Origin of the sequence: Catellatospora coxensis, from assembly GCF_016862635.1 — a bacterium.
In the GTDB taxonomy this organism is placed as follows: Bacteria; Actinomycetota; Actinomycetes; order Mycobacteriales; family Micromonosporaceae; genus Catellatospora; species Catellatospora coxensis.
This window is the reverse complement of the sequence record NZ_BONI01000151.1, coordinates 1-7,778: the sequence shown is the minus strand read 5'-3', so window position 1 is coordinate 7,778 and position 7,778 is coordinate 1. Positions and strand designations below refer to the sequence as shown.

Below are 7,778 nucleotides of genomic sequence, written 5' to 3'. Positions count from 1 at the left end.
GTTCGCGCCCGCGTCGAACGCGAACCGCGACATCTTCTCCGCCGCCTCGGCCAGCTTGCGCAGACCACCACCGTTTCTCAGCTTCTTCAGGTGCGCCAGCGACGCCTGCTCGGCATCGCCCTTCCAACCCCCACCGGCGATCACGGCCTCGATCGCGGCGAGGTCCTGCTCGACCTCGACCAGGATCCGCGCCAACTCCCCGTACAACCGGCCCAACGCCCGCAACTGGTCCTCATCGCCCTGCGGCCACGACTCACCCGTCACGATCAGGAAGAACTCGCGCACCCAGCCGGGCACCTTCATACCCACGACTCACCACCCGAGCCACAACACAGCTGCCACCACGAGCACACCCCACCCGACCAGCCACGACGGATCATCGGCACACCACGACGACCGGCAGCACCCCGGCGAACGGCAGGCCGACAGACGTGGGGCACCACACGCCAGACGCCAGGTCAGACGTCAGCCGGCAGATGCCATCAGAAACTACGGACGGCTGCACTCAGCAGTTCGAACCTGTGTGTGTCCGGGTGTCCCCCACCGGCGCCGAGGGGACTGGTGTGGTGGTGGGTGTGAGGGTCTGTGTTCACAGCCTCGGTCCCGCCGTTGTGATAGGGCAGGGTGACGGCCTCGCGGTCGTGTTCGGGGCCGCGGGCGAAAGAGTGCAGGCAGGGTAGTTGGGCCGCTCGGGCGGCGGCGGTCCACTCGTCGCGCAGCTGGACGCCCGAACAGCACGGTCAGTCGGCGGGCACGATGATCGGTGTGCCCGCGATCGGATCGGGCACGATCACGCAGGACAGGCCGAACACCTTCGCCACCAGCTCAGCCGTGATGACCTCGCTCGGCGCGCCCTCCGCGACGATCGCCCCGTCGGCCATCGCGATGATGTGGTCGCAATACCGGCTGGCGAGGTTGATGTCGTGCAGCACGGCGACGATCGTCTTGCCGGCCTGCGCGTTCAGGGTGCGCAACAGGCGCAGCAGCTCCACCTGGTGGTTGATGTCCAGGTACGTGGTCGGCTCGTCGAGCAGCAGCAGGTCGGTGTCCTGGGCCAGTGCCATCGCGATCCAGACCCGCTGGCGCTGCCCGCCGGACAGCTGCCGCAGCGGCCGGTCGACCAGGTCGGCGGTGCCGGTGGCGTCGAGTGCGCGGGCGACCGCGTCGTGGTCGCGGTCGTTCCAGGTGCGGAACCAGCCCTGGTGCGGGTACCGGCCACGCGACACCAGGTCGGCGACGGTGATGCCGTCGGGGGCCAGCGGGCTCTGCGGCAGCAGCCCGAGCACCTTGGCGACCTCCAGGGTGCTCAGCCCGGCCATCGCCTTCTCGTCGAGCAGGACGCTGCCCTGTCGCGGGCGCAGCAGCCGGGCCAGGCCGCGCAGCAGGGTGGACTTGCCGCAGGCGTTCGCGCCGACGATCGCGGTCACCTTGCCGTCGAGGATGGTGACGTCGAGGTCGCGGACGATCGGCTCGGCGTCGTAGCCGAGGGTGAGGCCTTCGGCGCGCAGTCGGCTCATCCGCCGGCTCCCTTCCGGTTGGTCGTGGCCAGCAGCCACAGCAGGTACGGTGCGCCGACCGCGCCGGTGACCACACCGGTCGGCAGCGCGGTGGGCAGCAGGTGCACGGCGACGAGGTCGGCCGACAGCAGCAGCAGCGCGCCGACGAGCGCGGCCGCGACGATGCCGCCGGTGGCGGGGCCGAGCAGCCGGTTCGCGATCGGGCCGGCGACCAGCGCGACGAACACGATCGGCCCGGCGACCGCGACGGCCAGCGCGACGAGCAGCACCGCGGTGGCCAGCAGCGCGGCGCGGGTCAGCTCGACGCGGGAGCCGAGGGCCCGCGCGGTGTCGTCGCCGAGTTCGAGCACACGCAGCTTGCGGGACAGGATCACGGCCAGCGGCAGCAGCACGACGAGCGCGCCGCCGAGCAGTTTCAGCTCCTGGTCGCTGGCCTGGCCGACCGAGCCGGTCAGCCAGTGCATGGCCTGGCGGGCCTCGAACAGCTCGGCTTTGATCAGCATGTAGCCGGTGAGGCCCTCGAAGAACACGGCGACGCCGATGCCGATGAGGATGAACCGGTAGCCGCTGACCCCGTCCCGCCAGGCGAGCAGGTACATGACCAGGGCCGCGGTGACCGCGCCGCCGAGCGCGAGCAGGCAGACGGCGAGGCCGCCGACCTGGAACAGGACGATGCCGCTGACGGCCGCGAGGCTCGCGCCGGAGGTGATGCCGACGAAGTCGGGTGAGGCGAGCGGGTTGCGCAGCAGCTGCTGGAACACGGTGCCGGACGCGCCGAGGGCGAGGCCGACGGTCAGCGCGGACAGGGCGGTGGGCAGGCGCAGGCCGCGTACCACGAAGTCGACGCTGGGCACGTCGGCCAGGTGCAGCACGGAGGTGACGACCTCCTGCGCGGTGAGGCGGAAGCTGCCGACCATCATGGTGAGCACGAACAGGGCGGCGACGGCGGCGGTCAGGCCGGTGGTCGCGGCGAACGCGCGTACGGCGCGGTGGCGGCGGGCGGCACGCAGCGCGGCCGCGGTGGCAGCGCTGGTCCGGGTGGCGGTTGCTGTCATGTCAGGCCTCCGACAACCTGCCGTAGCGGACGATGCCGACGAACACCGGCGCGCCCAGCACCCCGAGCACGACCCCGACCTGCAGCTCGCCGGGCGCGGCGACGACCCGGCCGACGACGTCGGCGAGCAGCAGCACGATCGGGGCGAGCAGCATCGAGTACGGCAGGATCCAGCGGTAATCGGGGCCGCAGATGAACCGGGCCAGGTGCGGCACGATCAGTCCGACGAACACGATGGGGCCGCAGGCGGCGGTCGCGGCTCCGGCGAGCACGGCGACGACGGCGAACGCGGCGGCGCGGGTGAGGCCGACGCGCTGGCCCAGGCCGCGGGCGGTGTCCTCGCCGAGGGCGAGGCCGTTGAGCGCCCGGCCGCAGGCCAGCGACGCGATCAGCCCGGCGATCAGGAACGGCGCGACCCCGGACAGGATCGGGGCGTACCGGCCGGCGAGCGACCCGACCTGCCAGAAGCGCAGCTCGTTGAGGGCGTCGACGTTGGTCATGACGATGCCGGTGGTGAGCGAGCCCATGCCCGCGGTGACGGCTGCTCCGGCCAGGGCGAGCTTGACCGGTGTCGCGCCCTCCCGGCCCAGCGACGCGATCACGTAGACGAGCAGGGTCGCCAGGATCGCGCCGGCGAACGCGAACCAGATGTAGACGTTCACGCCGCGGACGCCGAGCACGGTGATGGCCAGGACCACGAACGCCGCGGCGCCCGAGTTGACGCCCATGATGCCGGTGTCGGCGAGCGGGTTGCGGGTGACGCCCTGCAGGACCGTCCCGGCGACGCCGAGGGCCGCGCCGACGAGGACACCGAGCAGGGTGCGGGGCACCCGCATCTCGACGGTGACGGTGTGCTCGATGGAGCTGCCGTCGAGTCCGGCCAGCGCGCGCAGCACGTCGCTCAGGCCGATGTCGCGGGAGCCGAGGGTGATGCTGAGGAAGGCGACCAGGGCGAGGATCACGCCGAGCACGGCGAGCCCGGGCCCGAGGGCCAGCGCTCGCCGTGCTCGTACAGTCGGGGTGCTCATGTGCGGAGGGTCAGCTGCCGACGTTCTCGTCCGCGGCCTTGATCGCCACGGTGAGCTTGTCCAGCTCGGCGGCGAAGTGGCCGAAGGTGTGCAGCCAGTACGCGGGCCAGGAGACGACCGCGTCGGCCTTGGCGGCCTTGATGGCGAACCAGGTCGGCTGCTTCTTGCCCCACTCGGCGTTGGCGGTGTCGGTGTAGGAGCGGCCGTCCCACAGGATCAGGTCGGGCTGGTACTTGTCGGCGTTCTCCCAGCTCAGGTTCTCCCAGTACGGGAAGCCGGGGTCGGGCTTGTCGGGGTTGACGACCTTCAGGCCCCACTTCTGGAAGTCCAGCAGCTCGGGGGCGTACTCGGGGTTGGCGACGTAGACCTTGTCGTCAGCCGGGGACATGGCCAGCGCGGTGAGGTTGGGCTTGGCGGCGACGGCGGCCTTGAACGCGGCGACGGCGTCCTCGTACTTCTTCTTCGCGGCGGCGATCTCCGGGGCGTCCACCTTGGCGCCGAGGCTCTGCGCGAGGTCCTCGTAGCCCTCGGCGAGGTCGGCGATCGACTTGCCCTGCGCGACGCCGACGATCGGGGCGAGCTCCTTGAGCTTCTTGCTCTTCTCGTCGACGCCCTCTTCGAGGCCGCTGTGGGCCTTCTCGGCGGGCCACCAGTCGGCGACGATCAGGTCGGGGCGCAGCGCGGCGGCCTTCTCTACGTCGATCTTGCCCCACTCCTGGCCGAGGATCTCGATGCCGGTGAGGTCGAGGCCCTTGAGGTTCGGGTCGGTCTTGACCGACTCGTCGGCGTAGACGCCGACCGGCTTGATGCCGAAGGACATCAGCGCGGCGGCCTCACCGGCGTGCGCGATGATCCGGGTCGGGGTCTTGTCGGCCTTGACGAGCTCCCCGTTGCCGTTGGTGAACTGCCACGGGCCGGACGACGTCGGCGTGGCCTCGGGGGTGTCGGTCGAGGCGCAGGCGGCGAGCGTCAGGCTCAGCGCCGCGGCGGCAACGATCGGGCGCCAGATGCGCATGGGGAATTCCGTTCTCGCTTAAGGAAGGGCAACCTAAAGTTAGGTAAGGCTAACCGCGCCACCTGCTACAGGGAAGGCTCCAGGTGACCCAGGTCACTCACTGCCCGATCACCCTGCGTGAACATGTCCGAAAACGACTCCCTGCGATGCGACCGACGGCAGGCGCACGACGTGCCGATACCGTCGGTCCTAAATGCACCGTCCTCCGCCGCACCGAATCTCGGGCTTGGCGCGGCACTCGGCCGCAGGACCGGACCCGAACCGCCACGCCTCCCCCGGCCGGCCGACGTCACGGCGGGCCCACGCGACAGCGGCGGGGCCGCGGCGCGTCGGTTGAGAGCGAGCACACAGGCCAGGACCCCCGAAAAGGGCCCCTGGCCTGTCCGGCCGCGCCGGTAAGGTGTCGGCCGTGGGAAGTCAGCGAGGTGGGGTGAGCTCGACGATGGTCGGGCGTGACCGCGAGCTGCGGCAGTTGACGCAGCTGGTGGCGGCACGCCGCCCGGCCGTCGTCTTCGTCGGCGGCGAGCCCGGCATCGGCAAGACGCGGCTGGTCCGCGAGCTGCTGCCCACCCTGCCCGAGCAGGCCGTGGTGCTGGTCGGCCAGGCCGAGCCCGACTCCCTGGCCCGCCCCTACGAGCTGCTCCTCGACGCGATCGACGGCGCCGAGGGCGTGCAGGTGGACGCCGAGCGGCTGGCCGCGCTGACCGACCCGCGGCGCAGCCCCGTCGAGCGCCTGCACAGCGGGCTGGCGCTGGTCGCCGACCTGGTCGGCGACGACCCCTCGGTGATCGTGTTCGAGGATCTGCACTGGGCCGACTCCGAGAGCGCCGCGCTGTTCGAGCGGCTGGCCGACACCGACGGCCCGCGCCTGCTCATCGGCACGTACCGGCCGGACGAGGTCACCAGCCGGCACCCGCTGGCCTCGCTGCTGGAACGCATGGAGCGCCGCCACGCCGTGGCGCACCTGCGCCTGGAACGGCTGACCGAGGCCGAGACCGCGGCGCTGCTCGCCACGGTCACCGGCAGGCCGGTGTCCTACCGCACCGCCGCCGCGCTGTACCACCGCACCGGCGGCAACCCGTTCTTCCTGGAGGAGCTGCTCGGCTCCTGCCAGCCCAACGACCTCGACGCGCTGGTCGACCAGCCGCTGCCGTGGAGCCTCGCGGAGGTGCTGCGCCGCCAGGTGGCCAGCTTCGACGCCGACGCGCAGCGGGTCGTGGAGGCCGCCGCGGTGCTCGGACGGCGGGCGCCGTTCGACCTGCTCGCCACCGTGACCGGGGCCGGCGAGAACGAGCTCATCGGCATCCTGCGCGACCTGGTCGTGCGCGGGGTGCTGGTCGAGGCCGGCGAGGACGAGTTCAGCTTCCGGCACGCGCTGGTGCGCGAGGCCATCACCGGGCAGATGCTCGGCCGCCAGCGCCGCCGCCTGCACGAGAGCGCCCTGGAGGCGCTGCTCGACGGCGGCGACGCCGACCCGGCCCTGATCGCCCACCACGCCCAGGCCGCCGGCCGGTACGCCGACATGGTGTCCGCCGCCCGCCGCGGCGCGGTGCTGTACCTGGCCATCGGGTCGGCGTACCAGGCGCTGCAGCTGGCCGAGATGGGCATGGCCGAGGACCCCGAGGACCTGACCCTGCTGTCGGCCGCCGCCCGCGCCGCCTGGCTGGCCGGGCTGCTCGACGACGCCGCCGGCTACGCCCAGCGCTGGCGCGACCTGGCCGACGGCCCCGCCGACCGCGCCGACGCGCTCTACCTGCTGATCCGGCTCGCCTGGGAGACCGACGACGAGCCCTGGCTGGAACGGGTCACCGCCGACATCGAACGGCTCATCGCCCAGCTGCCCCCGGGCGCGGACAAGGCCCGCGCGATGACCGCCGTCGCGCAGTCGGCGATGCTGCGCGACCACGACGACGAAGCCCTCGAATGGGCCGACCGGGCCCTCGCACTGGCCGCCGAGTTCGACCTGCCGCAGATCCGCCTGGCCGCCCTCGTCGAGCAGGGCATCGTGCTGTCCGGGCACCCGGACCGCTCCGCCGAGGGGCGGGCCGTGCTCGCCGGGCTCGTCGACGAGGCCGAGAAGCTCGGCGAATGGGTGCTGGCCGCGCGGGCCCTCAACCGCCTGGTCCTGATGCCGCAGACGTCGTCGCTGACCGAGCAGGCCGAGCTGCTGGAACGCATGCGCGGCGACGCCGAACGGGCCGGCTTCGAGGCGCTGGCCGTCGCCGCGTACTTCCAGGGCCTGGCCCGCCTGGCCATGCGCGAGGGTGATCTGCAGGCCGCGGTCGGCGCGCTCGACGCGGGCCGCTCCCGTGACCGCGGCTACCTGCACTCCGGCCGCCGGGCCGACTTCCACGCGGTGTTCCTGGCCGGACTGTGCCTGGAGTCCGGCGCCCTCGACCGGGTGCAGCGGCTCATCAGCGACCTGTCCGGCATCGAGAAGGTCGACCCGATGGTGCTGCACGGCCTCGGCTTTCACCTGGCCTGCCGCCGCGGCGACCTCGAAGGCGCCGACGCGCTGCTCGACGAGGTCCTCGACAGCCTGCACCGGCAGGCCTGGCGCAGCGGCGAGCAGGCCCACGACCTGCTCACGGCGGCGGTGCATGCGGGACTGCCGCTGCCCCGGCTGCGGCAGCTCGCCGACGAGCTGCTCGACGGGCAGGTCTGGGACCACTGGCGGGCACTGGTCGAGGCGCAACTCGCCGAGGTGTGCGGGCAGGACTCGGCGGCCCTGGACGGCTACCGGTCCGTGGCCGAGTCACCGATGCTGGCCCTGGCCGTACGCGGCACCGCCCACCTGGGCGCGGCCCGCTGCCTGCTGGCACTGGGCCGCGACGCCGAAGCGGCCGGCTGCGTCGAGCGCGCCGGTGAACTGCTGCGCCGGTGGACCGGCTGGCGGGTCGACCAGCTCTCGCAGCTGCGCGCGCAACTCGGCCTCGCCCCCGCAGACGGCCGCCAGACCGTCACCGGCGTCGCCGCGCTGACCACCCGCGAACGCGAGGTCGCCCTGCTGGTCGCCGACGGCCTCACCAACGCCGAACTGGCCCGCCGCCTCTACATCTCCCCGAAGACCGCCGCCGTGCACGTCTCCAGCATCCTGCGCAAACTCGGCGTCACCTCCCGCACCGAAGTGACCACCGCCCTCACCCGCTGAGCACATGACCGTC

The 7,778-nt window shown here is 72.7% G+C and carries 6 protein-coding genes; 1 reads left to right on the top strand and 5 read right to left on the bottom strand.

The window, feature by feature from the left end; translation table 11 throughout:
- The 5 genes from Cco03nite_RS41335 to Cco03nite_RS41315 all read right to left on the bottom strand — a co-directional run.
- Positions 1-303 (bottom strand): WXG100-like domain-containing protein (locus tag Cco03nite_RS41335; protein WP_444546537.1); only part of this gene is annotated, 303 nt, incomplete at its 3' end.
- 437 nt (positions 304-740) lie between these two features.
- Entirely contained in the window at positions 741-1,517 is a 777-nt protein-coding gene (locus Cco03nite_RS41330) for an ABC transporter ATP-binding protein (protein WP_203699513.1), read from the bottom strand.
- Positions 1,514-2,572, bottom strand: coding sequence for a FecCD family ABC transporter permease (locus tag Cco03nite_RS41325; protein ID WP_203699512.1), 1,059 nt, complete (start codon positions 2,570-2,572; stop codon positions 1,514-1,516). The genes Cco03nite_RS41330 and Cco03nite_RS41325 overlap by 4 nt, the downstream gene beginning before the upstream one ends.
- A gap of 1 nt (position 2,573) precedes the next feature.
- On the bottom strand, positions 2,574-3,599 hold the full coding sequence (locus Cco03nite_RS41320; RefSeq protein ID WP_203699511.1) for a FecCD family ABC transporter permease: 1,026 nt from the start codon (positions 3,597-3,599) through the stop codon (positions 2,574-2,576).
- A gap of 10 nt (positions 3,600-3,609) precedes the next feature.
- Positions 3,610-4,614, bottom strand: a complete 1,005-nt coding sequence (locus Cco03nite_RS41315; protein ID WP_203699510.1) for an ABC transporter substrate-binding protein — start codon at positions 4,612-4,614, stop codon at positions 3,610-3,612.
- A gap of 409 nt (positions 4,615-5,023) precedes the next feature.
- Between Cco03nite_RS41315 and Cco03nite_RS41310 the strand changes: the two genes are divergently transcribed.
- Positions 5,024-7,765, top strand: coding sequence for an ATP-binding protein (locus tag Cco03nite_RS41310; protein WP_239168083.1), 2,742 nt, complete (start codon positions 5,024-5,026; stop codon positions 7,763-7,765).
- Positions 7,766-7,778 lie beyond the last annotated feature (13 nt).